General features: G+C 69.5%; 11 protein-coding genes. 1 reads left to right on the plus strand and 10 read right to left on the minus strand.

Annotation, left to right across the window (positions count from 1 at the left end):
* Positions 1–4: 4 nt before the first annotated feature.
* Positions 5–1,219, minus strand: a complete 1,215-nt coding sequence (gene ftsZ, locus CYFUS_RS39595) for a cell division protein FtsZ (protein WP_095989910.1) — start codon at positions 1,217–1,219, stop codon at positions 5–7.
* A 521-nt stretch (positions 1,220–1,740) separates the two neighbouring features.
* Here ftsZ and CYFUS_RS39600 point away from each other — a divergent pair.
* Entirely contained in the window at positions 1,741–5,868 is a 4,128-nt protein-coding gene (locus CYFUS_RS39600) for an ATP-binding protein (protein ID WP_157758925.1), read from the plus strand.
* Between the two features lie 12 nt (positions 5,869–5,880).
* Here CYFUS_RS39600 and ftsA read toward each other — a convergent pair whose 3' ends face one another.
* The 9 genes from ftsA to mraY all read right to left on the minus strand — a co-directional run bounded on the left by ftsA (position 5,881) and on the right by mraY (position 16,426).
* A complete protein-coding gene (ftsA, locus tag CYFUS_RS39605) occupies positions 5,881–7,113 on the minus strand; it encodes a cell division protein FtsA (RefSeq protein ID WP_071904728.1) in 1,233 nt (410 codons plus the stop codon).
* Positions 7,114–7,160: 47 nt separating this feature from the next.
* Complete coding sequence (locus tag CYFUS_RS39610) at positions 7,161–8,015, minus strand: cell division protein FtsQ/DivIB (RefSeq protein WP_095989912.1); 855 nt, start codon at positions 8,013–8,015, stop codon at positions 7,161–7,163.
* Positions 8,016–8,142: 127 nt separating this feature from the next.
* A complete protein-coding gene (locus CYFUS_RS39615) occupies positions 8,143–9,087 on the minus strand; it encodes a D-alanine--D-alanine ligase (RefSeq protein WP_095989913.1) in 945 nt (314 codons plus the stop codon).
* The gene (gene murB, locus CYFUS_RS39620) at positions 9,084–10,016 is read right to left on the minus strand and encodes a UDP-N-acetylmuramate dehydrogenase (protein ID WP_095989914.1); all 933 of its coding nucleotides are present in this window, start codon (positions 10,014–10,016) and stop codon (positions 9,084–9,086) included. Before murB ends, CYFUS_RS39615 begins: the two co-directional genes overlap by 4 nt.
* Positions 10,017–10,020: 4 nt before the next feature.
* A complete protein-coding gene (gene murC / locus CYFUS_RS39625; protein WP_269770173.1) occupies positions 10,021–11,451 on the minus strand; it encodes a UDP-N-acetylmuramate--L-alanine ligase in 1,431 nt (476 codons plus the stop codon).
* Between the two features lie 15 nt (positions 11,452–11,466).
* The gene (gene murG, locus CYFUS_RS39630; RefSeq protein ID WP_095989915.1) at positions 11,467–12,672 is read right to left on the minus strand and encodes an undecaprenyldiphospho-muramoylpentapeptide beta-N-acetylglucosaminyltransferase; all 1,206 of its coding nucleotides are present in this window, start codon (positions 12,670–12,672) and stop codon (positions 11,467–11,469) included.
* A complete protein-coding gene (gene ftsW, locus CYFUS_RS39635) occupies positions 12,669–13,841 on the minus strand; it encodes a putative lipid II flippase FtsW (protein WP_095989916.1) in 1,173 nt (390 codons plus the stop codon). Before ftsW ends, murG begins: the two co-directional genes overlap by 4 nt.
* A gap of 4 nt (positions 13,842–13,845) precedes the next feature.
* On the minus strand, positions 13,846–15,222 hold the full coding sequence (gene murD / locus CYFUS_RS39640; protein ID WP_095989917.1) for a UDP-N-acetylmuramoyl-L-alanine--D-glutamate ligase: 1,377 nt from the start codon (positions 15,220–15,222) through the stop codon (positions 13,846–13,848).
* A 22-nt stretch (positions 15,223–15,244) separates the two neighbouring features.
* Positions 15,245–16,426, minus strand: coding sequence for a phospho-N-acetylmuramoyl-pentapeptide-transferase (gene mraY, locus CYFUS_RS39645; protein WP_095989918.1), 1,182 nt, complete (start codon positions 16,424–16,426; stop codon positions 15,245–15,247).

The raw sequence follows: 16,426 nt of genomic DNA on the forward strand, positions 1-16,426 counted from the left end.
CCGCTCACGGCATCTCGGTCTGACCCTGACGGCGCAGGAACGTCGGGATGTCGAACTGATCCTCGTCCAGGGGCAGGGCCGCGTCCTTCACCACCGCGGTGCGGCTGGCCAGCGAGCGGCCCTCGGCCTGGGCCAGGGTGCGCGAGCCGGCCTTGGCGGGCACCAGGCTGGCCACCTCCTCGCGGGCCGAGGACAGCGTGGCAGGCGCGGGGCGCGTGGCGACGGGCACCTGCACCACCGGCGCCGGCTGGCGCACCTTGGTGTCGCGCGAGACGAAGCCCGTGGCGATGATGGTGATCTTCACCTCGTCCGAGATGTTCTCGTCGATGAGCGAGCCGAAGATGATCTCCGCGTCCGGATCGGCCGCGTCGTGCACCAGCGTGAGCGCCTCGTTGACCTCCTGGAGGGTCATCTCGCGTCCGCCGGTGATGTTGATGAGCAGGCCGGTGGCGCCGTCGATGGAGATGTCCTCGAGCAGCGGGCTGGAGATGGCCTGCTGCATGGCGTTGAGCGCGCGCTTGTCGCCGGTGGCCTGGCCGGTGCCCATGAGCGCCAGACCCTTGTCGCTCATGATGGTCTTCACGTCGGCGAAGTCCACGTTGATGTAGCCGTGGTACTGGATGAGGTCGGAGATGCCCTGCACGGCGTTGAGGAGCACCTCATCGGCGCGCTTGAAGGTCTCCAAGAGCGGCATGGGCGCGGTGCTCAGCGTGAGCAGGCGCTGGTTGGGGATGGTGATGAGCGTGTCCACCGCGGCCTTGAGCTCCACGAGGCCCTGCTCCGCCTGCTTGCGGCGCTTGTTGCCCTCGAAGAGAAAGGGCTTGGTCACCACGCCCACGGTGAGGCAGCCCAGGCTCTTGGCGATGTCCGCGATGATGGGCGCCGCGCCCGTGCCCGTGCCACCGCCCATGCCGGCGGTGACGAACACCATGTCCGCGCCCTCGATCATCGAGGCGATCTGATCGCGCGACTCGAGCGCCGCCTCACGCCCCATCTCCGGGTTGGCACCCGCGCCCAGGCCCTTCGTCAACGTCTGTCCGAGCTGCAGCCGCGTCGGTGCCTTGCTCGCCGCCAGTGCCTGGACATCGGTGTTGGCGGCAATGAAGTCGACACGCTCAAGCTTCGCCATGATCATCGTATTGACCGCGTTGCATCCAGCGCCCCCCACGCCGATGACGCGAATCTTGGCGGCCTGCTTGTTCTGCTCGAACTGGTCCATGTGTTTCCTTCTTTTCGCGCGTGCCCGCGCGCGCACCTGCAAACACCATCTTCAGCAAGTCGCGATCTTTGGCAAGTTCTGAGCTACGAACATGTAGCGCCTCGTCGCATCGCCAAGTCGTCACAGGCACTTACGCGAAAGCCCCCACCAGAGCAGCCGTGCGACGTGGTGGGAGCATCACACCTCTTGACTCGCGCCACGGGCATTTCGGGGCACGAGGCACTCTTCCTCCGCGTACCGCCGCAGTCCATGAATGTGGACTCGCTGCACGCGGTGCGCGCGCGCGAAAGCTCCGTCTACCACTGCGGAGGGTTCCACCGCGCGCCGACCCTCCCCGCCCTTCTACATGGCCCTTCTACATGAAGGTGGAGGCCACGCGGCAAGAGAACAATCGCGCAGCGCGCCCGGAGCGACAGGAAACCCAACAGAGCAGCGCCAGGGCCGTGGCTTTTCGAGCGCGGGGCCACCATCTCCGGGGCATAAGGAGCAGTGCACCGCGAGACGCTCCATGAGGTGGATGAGTGGAAGAGGGACTGACTGGCGGGGGGGAGATGCGGGCGCGCATCCGCGCCTTCGATTGGACCCGGACCCCGCTCGGTCCTCCCGAGCACTGGCCCCAGAGCCTGAAGACGGCGGTGAGCATCTGCCTGGACTCGCGCTTCCCGATGATCGTCCGCTGGGGCGAGGAGCTCATCGCGCTCTACAACGACGCCTATATCCCCATCCTCGGGCGCAAGCACCCCGGGGCGCTCGGCAGTCCCGGGCTGTCGCGGGCGTTGTGGGGAGACCCGGAGACCCGCACCGTCATCGAGCCCATGTTGCGCGGCGTGCTCGCCCGGGGCGAAGCCACCTGGTCCAACGATCAGCTCATCATCTTCCAGCGCAACGGCTTCGCCGAGGAGGCCTACGTCACCTTCTCCTATAGCCCCATCCGCGTGGAGTCCGGCGCCGTGGGCGGCGTCTTCACCGCCGTGAGCGAGACGACCCAGAAGGTGCTGGGCGAGCGGCGCCTGCACGTGCTGCGCGAGCTGTCGGCTCGCACGTCCGCGGAGACCAGCCTCCCAGGCACCTACGCGGCGGCCCTGTCCGTCCTCGGCTCCGCTTCCCACGACGTGCCCTTCTGCCTGCTGTACATGCTCGACACCGCGGGGACGACGGCCACCCTCGCGGGCCTGGGCGGCGCCGTTGCCAAAGAGGCGGCACCCAGGCACATCGCGGTGCATGCGATCGAAGTCCCATGGCCCCTGACACGGGCCTGGACCGGCGCCGTGGAGATGGAGCTCGCGCGGCTGGGGCCCTGGGCGAGTGCCCTCCCCGGAGGCCCCTGGCCCGAACCGGCGCGTCAGGCCCTGCTGCTGCCCATCCGTTCCACCGACGAGAAGAACCCCTCGGGCTTCCTCGTCGCCGGCACCAGCCCCCGGCTGCCGCTGGACGACAACTACCGCGGCTTCCTCTCCCAGGTGGCCGACCACATCTCCCACGCCATCGCCCGCGTGCATGCCTACGAGGAAGAGCGCCGACGCGCCGAGACCCTCGCCGAGCTGGATCGCGCGAAGAGCGTCTTCTTCAGCAACGTGAGCCATGAGTTCCGCACTCCCCTCACGCTCATGCTGGGCCCCCTGGAGGAGCTGCGCTCGGGAGTCCTCGGCCCCTTGACGCCCTCCCAGCACGCGCGGCTCGACACGCTCCACCGCAACGCCCTGCGGCTGCTCAAGCTCGTCAACTCGCTGCTGGACTTCTCCCGCCTCGAGGCCGGACGCGTCCAGGCCCGCTTCGTGCCCACGGACCTCTCCGAGCTCACGCGCGGCCTCGCGAGCGCCTTCTGCTCCGCCACCGAGCAGGCCGGCCTCTCGCTGACGATCGACTGTCCCCCGCTGCCCGAGCCCCTCTACGTGGACCGGGACGCGTGGGAGAAGCTCGTCCTCAACCTGCTCTCCAATGCCTTCAAGTTCACCTTCGAGGGCGGCATCACGGTGAGGCTCCGGCCGGGCGATGGCCGCGCCGTGCTCGAGGTGGAGGACACGGGCACGGGCATCCCCGCCGAGGCCCTGCCCCACCTCTTCGAGCGCTTCTATCGGGTGGAAGGAGCACGCAGCCGCACCCAGGAGGGCAGCGGCATCGGGCTCGCGCTGGTACAGGAGCTGGTGAAGCTGCACGGCGGCACCCTCTCCGTGGCGAGCACCCCGGGCCAGGGCACGCGCTTCACGGTGATGCTCCCCACCGGCCGCGCACACCTGCCCGCCGAGCGCATCGGCGAGGCCCAAGCCCCACGCTCGAGCGACGCCAGCGCCGCGCCCTTCGTGGACGAGGCCCTGCGCGGACTGCCCCACCCGCCGGCACCTCCCGCCGAGACGACCGCGGGCCTGGGCCGCATCCTGCTGGTCGACGACACGCCGGACATGCGCGAATACGTGTCCGGGTTGCTGCTCGGCGCGGGACACACCGTGGAGATCGTCCCGGATGGGCTCCAGGCGCTCGCGGCCGTGCGGGAGCGTCCGCCGGATCTGATCCTCACGGACGTGATGATGCCCGGGCTCGATGGCTTCGGCCTGCTGCGCGAGCTGCGCGCGAGCGAGCGCACCCGCACGCTGCCCGTCATCCTGCTCTCGGCGCGAGCGGGCGAGGAGTCGCGCGTGGAGGGCCTGAGCCAGGGCGCGGACGACTACCTGGTGAAGCCCTTCAGCGCGCGCGAGCTGCTCACGCGCGTGCGCACGCAACTGGAGCTGTCGCGCCTGCGGGCCACCCTGAAGAGCGAGAAGTTCCGCTCGTTCGTCCTCAACGTCCCCGGCGCCGTGTACGAGTGCCTGCCCGAGTCGCCCTGGCGCTTCAGCTTCATGAGCGAGCCGGTGCTCGCCCTCACGGGCCATTCCGCCTCCGAGTTCCTCGCGGGACTGACCTGGGCCCCCCTCGTCCACCCCGAGGATCTCTCCTCCGTGGAGACGCGAATCACCCGGGCGGTGGAGCAACACGAGCCCTACGAGCTGGAGTACCGCGTGCGCCACGCGGACGGAAGCACGCGCTGGGTCTCGGAGATCGGGCGGGCCGTCTACGACGAGGCCGGCCAGCCGTATTGCCTCGAGGGCATCATCTTCGACATCACCGAGCGCAAGGCCGCCGAGGAGGCCCTCCAGCACTACCAGCGGCAGTTGACCCGCACCCTCGCGGAGAACGCCACCTCGGCCCTGTACATGACGGATGGCGAGGGCCGCTGCACCTATATGAACCCCGCGGCCGAGCGGATGACGGGGCACGTCTTCGCCGACGTCCAGGGCCAGCGGCTCCATGACCTCATCCATCCCTCCCAGCCAGGAGCGGCGGTCTGCACCGGCTCCTGTGCCCTCGAGCGGTTGCTCACCGGACCGGGAACCCGGGGCGGCACGCACGAGGATCTCTTCGTGCGCACGTCGGGAACCGCCCTGCCCGTGGCCCTGGCGGCGAGCCCCCTGCTGCGCGAGGGCCAGCGCGTGGGCACCGTGCTCGAGGCGAGGGATCTGACCGAGCAGAAGCGGGCCGAAGCGGCACTGCAGGAAGCCCAGCGCCGCAAGGATGAATTCCTGGCGATGCTCGCCCACGAGCTGCGCAACCCCATGGCTCCCATACGCGCCGCGCTCAAGCTGATCGCCGCTCGCGCTCCCCTCGACGACAAGGGCCGCCACGCCATCGAGATCATCGAGCGGCAGACGACGAACCTCGCGCGGCTGGTGGATGATCTGCTCGATGTGTCGCGCATCACCCGGGGACACATCGAGCTGCGCAAGACGCTCGTGGAGCTGCCCGCCATCATCGAGCGCGCCCTGCAGTCCGTGCAGCCCCTGCTCGACGAGCGGCGCCACGAGGTGAGCGTCACCCTGCCCCGCAAGCCCCCGCGCACCTTCGGGGATGCCATCCGGCTCGAGCAGATCGTCGTCAACCTGCTCACCAACGCCGCCAAGTACACCGAGCCCGGGGGCACCCTGCGCGTGGGCCTGGAGCGCGCGGGCACCGACGCGGAAATCCGCGTGAAGGACACGGGCATCGGCCTCTCCCCGGAGATGCTCGGCCGCGTGTTCAACCTCTTCGAGCAGGCGGAGCGCCCCCTCCATCGCTCCCAGGGAGGATTGGGCATCGGGCTCACGATGGTGAAGAACCTCGTCGAGCTGCACGGCGGCACCATCGAGGCGAGGAGCGAGGGGCTCGGTCAGGGCAGCGAGTTCATCGTCCGGCTCCCGCTCGCCGAGGAGCCCACCGCGCCACGGCCCCCTCCGGACACGCGCGTGGACCCCCCGCCCTCGAGCGCCCGGCGCATCCTCGTGGTGGACGACAACCTGGATGCCGCCGACACGCTCGCCGAGTTGCTCCAGACCTGGGAGCACACCGTCTGGCAGGCCCACGATGGGCTCGCGGCGCTCCAGGCCGTGGAGGAGCATCGCCCGGACATCGTCCTGCTCGACATCGGACTACCTGGAATGGATGGCTACGAGGTGGCGCGCCGGCTGCGCGCGGGGCCCCTCGGCCAGCAGCTCACCCTCGTGGCGCTCACCGGCTATGGCCAGGCGAGCGATCGCCACCGCGCGTTGGAGGCGGGGTTCGATCAGCACTTCGTCAAACCCGTGGACATCGACGGGCTGCAGAAGTTCATCGAACAGCAGCCGGCCCGCGGCGCGCGGTGAACGCGCGGACTCCTAGAAGATGTCCTCGAGCCACTCGCGCATGCGGCCCTTGACCTTCTTGTAGACGTTCTCGTCGCGGATGCGGAACATCTTCCGGTCCAGGTGCCGGGCGCCATAGACGACCAGGCCCACGCCGGTGGCGTACATGGGGCTCTTCACCACGTCCACCAGCCCGCCGATGCCGCGCGGCATGCCCCGGCGCACCGGCAGCCCGATGACCTCCTCGGCCAGCTCCGGCATGCCCGCCAGCAGCGTGGAGCCACCGGTGATGACCACGCCCGAGGCGAGCAGATCCTCGTAGCCGCACTTCTGGATCTCCCGGTGCACGAGCTGGAAGATCTCCTCCACGCGCGGCTCGAGAATCTCACAGAGGATCTGCCGGCCGAGCACGCGCGGCTGACGGCCGCCCACGCTGGGCACCTCGATGGTCTCGTCCTTGTCCACGAGCGAGGCCAGGGCGCAGCCGAACTTCTGTTTGATCCGCTCGGCCTCGTGGGCCGGGGTGCGCAGGCCGATGGCGATGTCGCTCGTCAGGTTGTTGCCGCCCAGGGCGATGACGGCGGTGTGCACGATGGAGCCGCCGGAGAAGATGGCGATGTCGGTGGTGCCCCCGCCGATGTCGACGAGGCACACGCCCAGCTCCTTCTCGTCCTCGCCCAGCACCGCCTCGGCCGAGGCGAGCGGCTGCAGGACGATGTCCGCCACGTTGAGGCCCGTGCGGTTGGCGCACTTGACGATGTTCTGCGCGCTGGACACGGCGCCGGTGACGATGTGCACCTTGGCCTCCAGCCGCACGCCCGCCATGCCCAGGGGCTCCTTGATGCCGCCCTGGTCATCGATGATGAACTCCTGGGGCAGCACGTGGATGACCTCGCGGTCGAGCGGAATGGCCACGGCCTTGGCCGCGTCGATGACGCGCGCGATGTCCGCCTCGCGCACCTCCTTGTCCTTCACCGCGACGATGCCCTGCGAGTTGAAGCCCTTGATGTGGCCACCGGCGATGCCCGTGTACACATGGGAGATCTCCGCGCCGGCCATCAACTCGGCCTCCTCCACCGCGCGGCGGATGGAGGACACGGTCGCCTCGATGTTGACCACCACGCCCTTGCGCAGACCCTTCGACGGGTGCGTGCCGATACCGATGATGTCGATCCCGCTGTCGGTCAGCTCCCCGACGATCGCGCAGATCTTCGTCGTGCCGATATCGAGGCCGACGATGATCTCCCCGGACTTCTGCTTCGCCATGACTGCCCTCCAGGCCCCCCCACTCTCGTGAAGGGGGGCGCGTGCCCCTACTGCGCCGACGTCCCGTTCCTCTCGGACACGGGACTCGAAATCTTGACCGCCACCCAGCCGGGCCGAGCCCGGTTGTCCAGGTGGATGACCTCCGCGGACAGCCCCTTGCCCTTGAGCCCCTCGCGCACCCGCGCGAGCCGCTGGAGCTTCTCCTCCGTCGCCCCCTCCCCCATCCGCACCTGCGTCCCATCCGACAACATCAACACCAGCCCGTCGTCCGTGACACGCACCTCGCTCAGGCGCTCGCTCTTCTCGGAGCGCGCGGACGTGTACGCCGCCACCATGGCCAGGGCCTCGAGCAGACGCTCGTGCGCCTTGGCCTCGTCGGCGAGGTAGGCCTCCCGGTCCACCCCGGTGACGAGCGGCAGGTCCAACCCGTCCTCGGGCTGCAGCCGCTTGAAGGGCTTGCCTTCCTCGTTGAGCAGGTACAGATCGTTGAGCACCACCAGCGCCGCCGGCACGTGCTCGGAGACTTCCACGGACACGCTGGCGGGGAAGTGGCGCCGCACCTGCACGTCGCGCACCCAGGGGTGGGTGGCCATGGCGCGCTCGAGCGAGTCCACGTCCAGGGTCCACAGGTTCTGCCCCACCGTGAGCCCGGACAGCTTGAGCAGCTCGCCCGGGTGCGCCCGGTGCAACCCGCTGAAGGACGTTTCTTTGAGCAAAAAGAAGGGCGAGGTGAGCGCCCAGCGCCGCAGCTCGATGCCGCCCCAGACCAGGGCGCATGTCAGACCGGTGAGGACAATGGCCTTGAGCACCCCGGGCCCGTGCGTGCGCACGGCTCCCGCCATCGCCGCCTTTTTCTGGGCGACGTCCTGGTGACGCCGGTTCTTGCTCTTGCCGAATGCCATGGTGTGCGCCGGCGCATGCTGCGCGCGGTTGGATCTCCCCGCCAGTTTTTGGCTACAGACACGTCGCTGTAGTCCGGCTTTCCTCGAGGAGGAGGCCGGTCTTGTTCACTACCGATGAGGACCGGACTCAGGCCTTGACAGAGGCCCCTTGCAACAGCCGCTCACACAGCGAGGGGAAGTCGATGCCAGTGCCCGCGGCGATCTTCGGCAGCAGGCTGGACTCGGTCATTCCCGGCAGCGTGTTGGTCTCCAGCAGGAAGACGTCCCCCGAGGGCGTCAGGATGACGTCCGAACGAGAGCCGCCACTACAACCCAGGGCGCGATGGGCGCCGAGGCACACTTCGTTCACCCGGGCATACTGCTCGGGCGGGAGGGGCGCGGGGAAGAGGTACTGGGTGGTGCCCCCGGACTTGTACTTGGCCTCGTAGTCGTAGAACTCCCGCGCGGCCACCACCTCGATGACGCCCAGGGCCTGGTCATCCAGGACGCCGCCCTGCACCTCGCGCCCCTTGATGTACTGCTCCACCAGGATGGAGCCGGCGCGCTGGGAGACGTCCTCCACGGCGGCGAGGTACGCCTCGCGCGTCTTGCACAGGTGGACGCCCACGCTGCTGCCCTCGCGCGACGGCTTGACGACGACGGGCAGGGAGAAGGGCAGCGAGTCCACGGCGGCGAGGGCCGCGTCCCTCGAGGAGAAGGCGCGCCAGGCCGGCGTGGGGATGCCGTGGGCGATGAAGACCTGCTTGGCGAAGACCTTGTCCATGCCCAGGGACGAGGCCATGACGCCGCTGCCCGTGTACGGGATGAACATGCACTCGAGCAGGCCCTGCACGCAGCCGTCCTCGCCGTAGCGGCCGTGGAGGGCGATGAAGGCCACCTCCACCTTCTCCGCCACCAGTCGCGCGGGCAAGTCGCGGCCCACGTCGATCTCCACCACGTCGTAGCCGAGCCCCCGCAGGGCCTTGGCCACCGCGGCCCCGGAGCGCAGCGACACCTCGCGCTCGGAGGACAGACCCCCGAGCAACACACCGACCCGCTTCCGCTTCAGCTCATCCTTGGACAGGGTGCTCATGGCAGGAAGACTCCCACGCGCTTGACTTCAGGTTGAAGAACGACGCCTCGCTCCTGCTTCACGCGCTCTTGCATGAGCGTGAGCAGGGAGAGCACGTCGCGGGCGGTCGCTCCGCCCAGGTTGACGATCCAGTTGGCGTGCAGGAGCGACACCTGCGCGCGGCCGATGATGTGGCCCTTGAGATTCACGCTCTCGATGAGCCGCCCGGCGAAGTCGCCCGGGGGATTGGCGAAGACGCTGCCGAAGTTGGGCTGGCTGAGCGGCTGCGAGCGCTTGCGGTAGGCGAGATCCTCGTCCATGACCTTCTTGGACGCCTCGAGGTCCCCCTTGCGCAGGAGGAAGCGCACCCGCGTCACCACGCCGCCCCGGGGCAGCTCGGTGTGGCGGTAGCCATGGGGGATGTCCGACTTCGTCAGCCACCCGAGTCCGTCCGCCGTGGCCACCTCCACGGCCTCCACCACGCGGAAGCACTCGCCATTCTTGGTGCCCGCGTTCATCGTCACCGCGCCGCCGAGCGTGCCCGGGATGCCCGCGAGGAACTCCGCGCCCACGAGGCCCTGCGCGCGCATCACGTTGCACAGCCGCACGATGGCCGAGCCCGCGCCCAGCGTGAGCCGGCCCGCCTCGGCGCCCACGTCCGCCACCTCGGGGAAGAGGTCCCCCGGCAGCTTCACGGTGACGCCGGCAATGCCGCCATCGCCCACGAGCGTGTTGGCACCACCGCCGAGCACCGTGAGGGGCACGCCCTCCTCGCGCACCAGGCGCAGGAGCGCCAGCAGCGCCTCGGGCGAGCGCGGACGGACGAGCGCCTCGGCGGGACCACCCACGCGCACGCTCGTGAGGGGCGCGAGCGGGGCTCCCGCCGTCACGTCACAGCCCGACAAGCGCCCCACCCGATCGGGCAGGGACGAGGAGAGAACGGCCACCATGTGCCTAGTCGCCCTTCCCCAGTCCGTGTTGGCGGATCAGCTCCGCGAGTTCCGGCCCCACCTGGGTGATGTCCCCCGCGCCCAGGGTGACCACCAGGTCCCCCTCGCGCAGCCGCGGCAGCAGGGCCCGCGCCAGGTCCGTGCGCTTCTCCACGAAGGTGACGTCGCGGTGGCCGTGGGCCTGGATGGCCTCCACGAGGGCATCCGCCGTGGCGCCGGGGATGGGCTCCTCGCCCGCGGCGTAGACGCTGGAGACGAAGAGCATGTCCGCGTCGTTGAAGGAGGTGGCGAAGTCGGTGAACAAGTCGTGCGTGCGCGTATAGCGGTGGGGCTGGAAGGCCACCACGAGCCGACGGCCAAAGGCGCGCCGGGCCCCCGCGAGCGTGGCCTGCACCTCGGTGGGGTGATGGCCGTAGTCGTCCACGATGGTGACGCCCGCCACCTCGGCCCGCACGGTGAAGCGCCGCTGCACGCCGCCGAACTCGGCCAGCGCGCCGCGCACCACGTCCAGGGGCACGTCCATCTCCTCGGCCGCGGCGATGACGGCCAGGGCGTTGAGCGCGTTGTGCGCGCCCACCATGCGCACGCGGAACTCCCCGAGCGGCTCATCGCGCCGGAAGGCCTCGAAGCGGGTGGAGAAGCCCTCGAGCCGCACGCCTTCCAGCCGGTAGTCCGCCATGTGCGAGCTGCCGTAGGTGACGAAGCGCTTCTCCATGCGCGGCAGGAGCGACTGCACGTTGGGGTTGTCCAGGCACAGGACGTTGAGCCCGTAGAAGGGCACCCGGTTGCAGAAGGACGTGAAGGCGTCCTTCAGGTTGTCCAGCGTGCCGTAGTGATCCATGTGCTCCGGATCGATGTTGGTGACGATGGTGATGGACGGGTGCAGGTGCAGGAAGCTGCCGTCGCTCTCGTCGGCCTCCACCACCATCAGCTCGCTCTTGCCCAGCTTGGCGTTGGAGTCGAGCACGTTCACCTTGCCACCCACCACCGCCGTGGGATCCAGACCCGCGGCGGACAGCACGGTGGCCACCATGGAGGTGGTGGTCGTCTTGCCGTGGCTGCCCGCGACGGCGACGGCGTACTTGAGCCGCATCAGCTCGGCGAGCATCTCCGCGCGGGGGATGACGGGAATCTTGCGCTGACGCGCGCTGACGACCTCGGGGTTGTCCTTGCGCACCGCCGAGGAGATGACCACCACGTCCGCGTGGACGAGGTTCTCCGCCCGGTGGCCCTCGAAGAGCGTGGCGCCCAGCTGGCTCAGCCGGCGGGTGATGTCGCTGGCCTTGAGATCCGAGCCCGACACGCGGTAGCCGAGGTTGAGCAGCACCTCGGCGATGCCGCTCATGCCGATGCCACCAACTCCCACGAAGTGCACGTGCGCGGCATGACGGGTCTTGAAGAGGCTCGCGGTCCTCACGGAGCGGTGGTTCGTCACGGGGTGATTGTCTCCTCAGACCTGTTTTTCGTTGCTACCCGACGATGAATTCCCCCCCTCCGGCTTCGGCTTCTTACTACCACCCGGCTTCTTCGCACGGGGATCCTCTCCGCGGGCCTCGGCGCGCCCGTCGGGACCGTACTTCTTCACCATCAGGTCCACGAGCACGTCCGCCAGCTCCTTGGCGGCCTCGGGGCGACCCATCAGGCCGGCCTTCTTCTCCATCTGGCGCAGCCGCTCCGGCTCGTTCTTGAGGCGGCGGATCTCCGAGGCCAGCTTCTCCCCGGTGAGTTCCGACTCCCGGTACATGAGGGCGGCGCCCGAGGCCACCAGCGCCTGGGCATTGACTTCCTGGTGGTTGTCGGTGGCGAAGGGAAAGGGGATGAGGATGCTGGCCTTCTTGGCCACCATGAGCTCGGCCAGCGTGGTGGCGCCCGCCCGGCAGACGACGAGCGAGGCGCGGGCATAAGCGCTCGACATGTCGTCGATGAACTCCACCACCTCGGCGTCGAAGCCCTTGGCCGCGTAGCCCTGGCGCACCGTCTCCAGGTCGTTCTTGCCCGTCTGGTGGACGATGTGGAGCTGGCCCTTCAAGTCGCCCAGGTGGTCCAGGGCGTCGAGCATGCGCTGGTTGATGCCACGGGCGCCGAGGCTGCCGCCGAAGACGAGCAGCGCGAAGGTCTCGTGGGCCACGTGCGCGAGCAGGAAGTTGTCCATCAGCTTGCGGCGGATGGGGTTGCCCACGAGCTGCACCTTGCCCGTGGGGAAGAAGGCGCTCGCGCCCTCGAAGGCGGTGAAGACGACGCGCACGAACTTGCCGAGCAGCTTGTTCGTGAGCCCCGGCAGCGCGTTCTGCTCCTGCACCGCGGTGGGGATGCCGAGCAGGGCCGCCGCGAGCACCACCGGCCCACTGGAGTAGCCGCCCACGCCCACCACCACGTCCGGCTTGTGGCGCTGGAGGATGCGGAAGGACTCGACGAAGGACATGGGCAGGGCGAACAGGCCCTTGACGAATCCCACCAGGCCCTTGCCCTTGAGGCCGCGCGCCTGGATGGTCTCCAGGGGGTAGCCCTCACGGGGAACGACCCGGGCCTCCAGGCCGCGCGTGGTACCGACGAACACCACCTGGTTGGCATGGTGCCGCGTCACCACCTCCTCGGCCAGGGCGATGCCCGGGTAGAGATGGCCTCCCGTGCCGCCTCCCGCGATGAGCACCTTCACGCCGCCACCTCCCTCAAGTCACCGCTGGAGCGCAGGGTACGGCCGCCGCCGGGCTGCGCGCTCGCGCTGAGGGACAGCAATACACCGGCGCCCCCCATCAACACCACCAGGGACGAGCCTCCATAGGATACGAAGGGGAGTGTCAAACCCTTGGTCGGCAGCAGGCCCATGGCCACGCACATGTTCACCGCGGCCTGCACGGCGATGATGGAGGTGAGCCCCAGGCCCAGGTAGGTGCCGAACGCCTCCGGGGCCGCGAGGCTCGCGCGGATGCCCCGCCAGATGATGATGGCGTACAGCCCCACCAGCACCCCCACACCCAGCAGGCCCAGCTCCTCGCCGATGATGGCGAAGATGAAGTCGGTGTGGGCCTCGGGCAGGAAGAAGAGCTTCTGCCGCCCGTCGCCCAGCCCCAGGCCCGTGAGGCCCCCGGAGCCGATGGACATGAGCGACTCGGCCACCTGGTAGCCGATGTCGTGCCGGTGGGCCCAGGGGTCCAGGAACGCCAGCACGCGCTTCATCCGGTAGGGGCTGGTGGCGATGGCCGCGTAGGCCAGGGGCAGCGCCAGGAGCACCGAGCCCACCAGGTAGCTGAGCTTCGTCCCCGCGGCGAACAACAGCGCGAACAGCAGGAACACCAACAACACCGAGCTCCCGAAGTCCGGCTGCAACATACAAAGACCCACCAGCAGGCCGCACAACAGCAGGTGGGGGAGGAAGCCCACGGAGAAGGTGGCCACCTTCTCGCGCTTCTTCGCCAGCGAGTAGGAGAGGTAGACGACCCAGGCGAACTTGGCCACCTCGGCCGGCTGGAGGCTGAAGCCCGGCAGGCGGATCCACCGCCGCGCCCCACCCACCGTGGTGCCGATGCCCGGGATGAGCACCAGCACCAGCAACACCAGCGTCACCAGCAGCAGCGGGTAGGCGAGCCGCGCCAGCCGGCGCCAGCCCACCTTCATCCCCACCGCCATGGCCACCACGCCGATGCCCGCCGCCAGCAGGTGGCGGTGGAGGAAGTAGAGGCTGTCTCCCAGCTTGTCCTGCGCCATGACGGCGCTCGCCGAGTACACCATCACCAGGCCGAGTGAGACGAGCGACAGCACGGCACACAAGAGCAACGCGTCGAACCGCACGGGGGCGGTGGACGACACGGCGGCGGTGGCCTTCATGGGCTCAGAGTTCCTCTACCAGGCGTTTGAAGGTGTCGCCCCGGTGCTCGAAGTTCTGGAACTGATCGTACGATGCACATGCGGGTGACAAAAGAACCGTGTCGCCCGGAACCGCCAGCTCCCTGGCCCGGCGGACGGCTTGCGCCAGCGTCCCACAGGGGTGGACGGTGGCGGCCCCCTCGTACGCCCGGGCGAGCAGTTCCGCGTCCTGACCGATGGTGAGCACCGTCTTCACCTTGCCGCGGCCCTCCTCCACCATGGGGGCATAGGGGGCGCCCTTGCCCTTGCCGCCCGCGATGAGGAGCACGTCCCGGCTGAAGGCCCGCAGGGCCACCAGCACCGAGTCCACGTTGGTGGCCTTGGAGTCGTTCACCCACTCCACGCCCTCCAGCACGCGCACGCTCTCCAGGCGGTGGGGAAGCCCGGGGTAGCTGTCCAGCCCGGCCTGCACGCCCTCGTGGGACACGCCGGCCAGCCGCGCCAGCAGCGCCGCCGCCATGGCGTTCTGCGCGTTGTGGCCCCCGCGCAGCGCGCGGTTGGTGAGGGTGAAGGACTCGCCCGCCTCCCCCACTCCCGTGAAGCCGAAGCCCCCGGAGCGCGCCACCGCCAGGCCCGCGAGCACGGGCGCGGACGCCACGGGACGCCCCGTGAGGCTGAAGCCATAGACGGGCACCCGCGCCGCCTCGGCCAGCCGCATCACGTCCGCGTCGTCCGCGTTCACCACGGCGAAGTCACCCGCCGCCTGGTTCTTGAAGATGCGCGCCTTGGCCGCGCCATAGGCCGCGTGGTCCGCGTACCGGTCGAGGTGGTCCGGCGTGAGGTTGAGGATGGCGGCGCCCCGGGGCCGCAGGGTGTCGATGCCCTCGAGCTGGAAGCTGGACAGCTCCACCACCAGCGCGTCCCAGTCGCCGGGGGACAGGGAGGCCTCGCTCAGCGGGCGCCCGAGGTTGCCCCCCACGAAGGTGCGCCGGCCACCGCGCGCGAAGAGCTCGCCGGTGAGCGCCGTGGTGGTGCTCTTGCCGTTGGTGCCGGTGATGCCGAGCAGCGGCACGTGCGCGAGGAAGCGAGAGGCCAGCTCGACCTCGCCCCACACGGGCACCCCGGCGGCGCGCACCGCCTGGAGCTCCGGCAGGGCCAGGGGCACGCCCGGGCTCACCACCACCAGCCGCTGCGCCTCGAGGAGGCCCGGCGGCGGGGGGCTCGTGACGAGCGTGACGCCCTGGGCCTCGAGCTCGCGCGCCGTGTCTCCCAGCGCCTGCGCGCTGCGCGCATCCAGCGCCGTCACCCGCGCGCCCGCCCGCGTCAACAACCGGATGGCGGCCAGCCCACTCTTGGCCAGCCCGTACACGACTACCTTCGCGTCCTTCAGGTCGGGCGTCATGCGCGCCACTCCCTCCAACGGCCTAACGCAACTTGATGGACAACAGGGCCACGCCACTACAGAGGATGGCGACGATCCAGAAGCGCACGATGATCTTCGGCTCGGCCATGCCCTTGAGCTCGAAGTGGTGGTGCACGGGCGCCATCTTGAAGACGCGCTTGCCGGTGAGCTTGAAGGACGTCACCTGGATCATCACGCTGAGGATCTCCGCGAAGAAGACCCCGTGGATGATGGCGGACACCACTTCGTTCTTGGACAACACCGCCAGCCCTCCGAGCGCGCCACCCAGCGCGAGCGAGCCGATGTCGCCCATGAAGACGGAGGCCGGGTAGGCGTTGAACCAGAGGAAGGAGATGCCCGCGCCCACGATGCTGGCGCAGAAGACGGACAGCTCGGCGCCTCCGGGCACTTCGGGCACGCCGAGGTAGCGCCACAGGGGCTGCGCCACCAACCGCGCCACGCCGTCCACCGTCTCCACGTTGGACAGGCGGATGGAGGAGCCCGCCACGTAGCAGAGCACCGCGAAGGCGCTGGCCGCGATGATGGTGGGCATGATGGCCAGGCCGTCCAGGCCGTCGGTGATGTTGACGGCGTTGGAGGTACCCACCACCACCACCCAGGCGAACACCACGTAGAACCAGCCGAAGTCCGGGTTGAAGCGGTGCGTGGGAACGAAGGGCAGCGTGAGCTTCGTGTCGAGCAGCAGCCTGGGCCCGGAGAAGGAGCCGTCCGGCCCCGTCCACGAGCACATGAGGCCGAAGACGGCGATGAGGAAGAACACCGTCTGCAACACCATCTTGTAGCGGCCCGCGAGCCCCTTGGAGTTGCGCTTGCTCAGCTTGAGCCAGTCGTCGAGGAAGCCGATGAAGCCATAGCCGAGCGTGAGCACCAGCGCCGCCCACACCGCGTGGCTGCGCAGGTCCGCGAAGACGAAGGTGCCCACCGCGATGCACAGGAGGATGAGCGCGCCGCCCATGGTGGGCGTGCCCTTCTTCTTCTGGTGCGTGTCCGGCGTGTCCTCGCGCACGTTGCTCTGCCCGTGCTGCTTGAGCCGCAATGCGGCGATGAGCCGGGGACCCACGAACATGCCCAGCAGCAGCGAGGCCACCCCGGCCGCGACGATGCGGAAGGTGGGGTAGCGCAGGAAGTTGAGCAGTCGCCCGGCGTCCGTGTCCTTGAGCCACTCGTAGAGAAGGATGAGCAC

Source organism: Cystobacter fuscus, assembly GCF_002305875.1.
GTDB lineage: Bacteria > Myxococcota > Myxococcia > Myxococcales > Myxococcaceae > Cystobacter > Cystobacter fuscus_A.

Excerpts from the sequence above, each read along its gene's own strand:
- ftsA (WP_071904728.1), bottom strand. The coding sequence starts at position 7,113 with ATGGCGAAGCAGAAGTCCGGGGAGATCATCGTCGGCCTCGATATCGGC.
- murB (WP_095989914.1), bottom strand. The coding sequence starts at position 10,016 with ATGGTGGCCGTTCTCTCCTCGTCCCTGCCCGATCGGGTGGGGCGCTTG.
- CYFUS_RS39615 (WP_095989913.1), bottom strand. The coding sequence starts at position 9,087 with ATGAGCACCCTGTCCAAGGATGAGCTGAAGCGGAAGCGGGTCGGTGTG.
- ftsZ (WP_095989910.1), bottom strand. The coding sequence starts at position 1,219 with ATGGACCAGTTCGAGCAGAACAAGCAGGCCGCCAAGATTCGCGTCATC.
- CYFUS_RS39610 (WP_095989912.1), bottom strand. The coding sequence starts at position 8,015 with ATGGCATTCGGCAAGAGCAAGAACCGGCGTCACCAGGACGTCGCCCAG.
- ftsW (WP_095989916.1), bottom strand. The coding sequence starts at position 13,841 with ATGAAGGCCACCGCCGCCGTGTCGTCCACCGCCCCCGTGCGGTTCGAC.
- murD (WP_095989917.1), bottom strand. The coding sequence starts at position 15,222 with ATGACGCCCGACCTGAAGGACGCGAAGGTAGTCGTGTACGGGCTGGCC.